Origin of the sequence: Streptomyces apocyni (assembly GCF_009739465.1) — a bacterium.
Taxonomy (GTDB): Bacteria; Actinomycetota; Actinomycetes; order Streptomycetales; family Streptomycetaceae; genus Streptomyces; species Streptomyces apocyni.
The window spans coordinates 43,380-45,541 of the sequence record NZ_WHOM01000073.1 but is presented as its reverse complement, the minus strand read 5'-3'; the positions used below and the strand labels follow the sequence as shown (position 1 = coordinate 45,541).

Annotated in this window: 1 protein-coding gene; it reads left to right on the top strand. The window is 71.4% G+C overall.

Annotated features, from left to right (window positions below):
- The coding region (locus tag GCN81_RS27230; protein WP_156727234.1) for a type I polyketide synthase at positions 1-2,162 on the top strand (2,162 nt) is incomplete at both ends.

Genomic DNA, 2,162 nt, shown 5'->3' with positions numbered 1-2,162 from the left:
GTCGAGCGCCTCTCCGACGCCCAGCGCAACGGCCACCACATCCTCGCCGTCATGCGCGGCTCCGCCGTCAACCAGGACGGCGCCAGCAACGGCCTCACCGCCCCCAACGGCCCCTCCCAAGAACGAGTCATCCGCCAAGCCCTCGCCAACGCCAACCTCACCACCACCGACATCGACGCCGTCGAAGCACACGGCACCGGCACCACCCTCGGCGACCCCATCGAAGCCCAAGCCCTCCTCGCCACCTACGGCACCAACCGCGACCCCCACCACCCCCTCTACCTCGGCTCCCTCAAATCCAACATCGGCCACGCCCAAGCCGCAGCCGGAGTCGGCGGCATCATCAAAATGATCCAAGCCATACGACACGGCACCCTCCCCAAAACCCTCCACGCCGACCACCCCTCCACCCACATCGACTGGGACTCCGGCGCCCTGGCCCTGCTCACCGAACCGACCGAGTGGCCCGAGACCAACGGCCGCCCCCGCCGCGCCGCCGTCTCCTCCTTCGGCATCAGCGGCACCAACGCCCACGTGGTGATCGAGCAGGCCCCGGCCTCCGCCGCTTCGGCGAACTCCCCGCGGCCGCAGCCGCAGCCGCAGCCGCAGCAGGATCCGAAGCCCCAGCCGGACCCGGCCGTCCTGCCCTGGATCGTCACCGGCAAGAACGAGCAGGCCGTACGCGCCCAGGCCGCCAGACTGCACCAGTACGCCGTCGAACACCCCGAGCTGTCCGCGTCGGACATCGGCTACTCCCTGGCCACGACCCGCGCCCTGCTCGACCACGGCGCCGCCGTGACCGGCGGCGGCGACCGTGCCGCGCTGCTGAGCGGGCTTGAGACGCTGGCGGGCGGCGAGACCCCGGCGGGCGGCCTGGTACGCGGCCACCGGGCGCGCCCCGGCAAGCGGGCGTTCCTCTTCACCGGTCAGGGCAGCCAGCGGCTCGGCATGGGCCGTGAGCTGTACGCGGCCAGCCCCGTCTTCGCCAAGGCGTTCGACGAGGTCTGTACGCACCTGGACTGTGAGCTCGTCCGGCCGGTCAAGGACGTGCTGTTCGCTCCGGAGGGCTCGGCCGACTCCGCGCTGATCGACCAGACGGCGTTCACCCAGTCCGCCCTGTTCAGCGTCGAGGTCGCCCTGTACCGGCTGTTCGAGCACTACGGGATCACCCCCGACTACCTGCTCGGCCACTCCATCGGCGAGGTCACCGCCGCGCATATCGCCGGGGTTCTCGACCTGCCCGACGCCTGTGTCCTGGTAGCTGAGCGCGGTCGCCTGATGCAGGCAGCGCGTGCCGGGGGCGCGATGGCCGCCATCCAGGCGGGCGAGGAGGAGGTACGGGTCTCACTCGCCCCGTACGGCGACGACCGGATCGCCATCGCCGGGGTCAACGGACCCCAAGCCATGGTCATCTCCGGCGACGAAGACGCCGTAGAGGAAGTCACCGAAGCCTGGCGCGCCAAGGGCACCCGCACAAAACGCCTCCCGGTCTCACACGCCTTCCACTCCCCCCACATGAACGAGGTACTCGACGAGTTCCACGAGATCGCCTCCGGGCTCACCTTCCACGAACCAACCATCCCGGTCGTCTCCAACGTGACCGGCACCCTCGCCACCACCGAGCAGCTGACCTCGCCCGACTACTGGGTCCGGCATATCCGCGAGGCCGTGCGCTTCGCGGACTGTGTCCGGTACCTGGAGGCGGAAGGGGTCACCGACTATCTGGAGCTCGGCCCCGACGGCGTACTGACCGCCCTGGTCCAGGGCTCCCTGACCGAGGAGGCCGGGGCCCTCACCCCGGCCCTGCGCCGGGGCAGGCCGGAGACGGACACCGTCGCCGGGGCGCTGGCCCTGCTGCGGATACGGGGAGCGGTGCCGGACTGGTCCGCGGTGTACCCCGACGCCCGGCAGGTGGCGCTGCCCACCTACGCCTTCCAGCACGAGCGCTACTGGCTGGAGGCGGCCGAGGCGGCGGCCCCGGCCGACGCGGCGGGGCTCGGGCTGGCCTCGGCTGGGCATCCACTGCTCGGCGCGGTCGTCCAGCTCGGCGATGGTGACAGCTACTTGTTCACCGGCCGCTTGTCGTTGCGTACGCATCCGTGGCTGGCCGAGCACGCGGTGGCCGGGACGGTCCTGCTGCCCGGTACCGGACTGGTGGAACT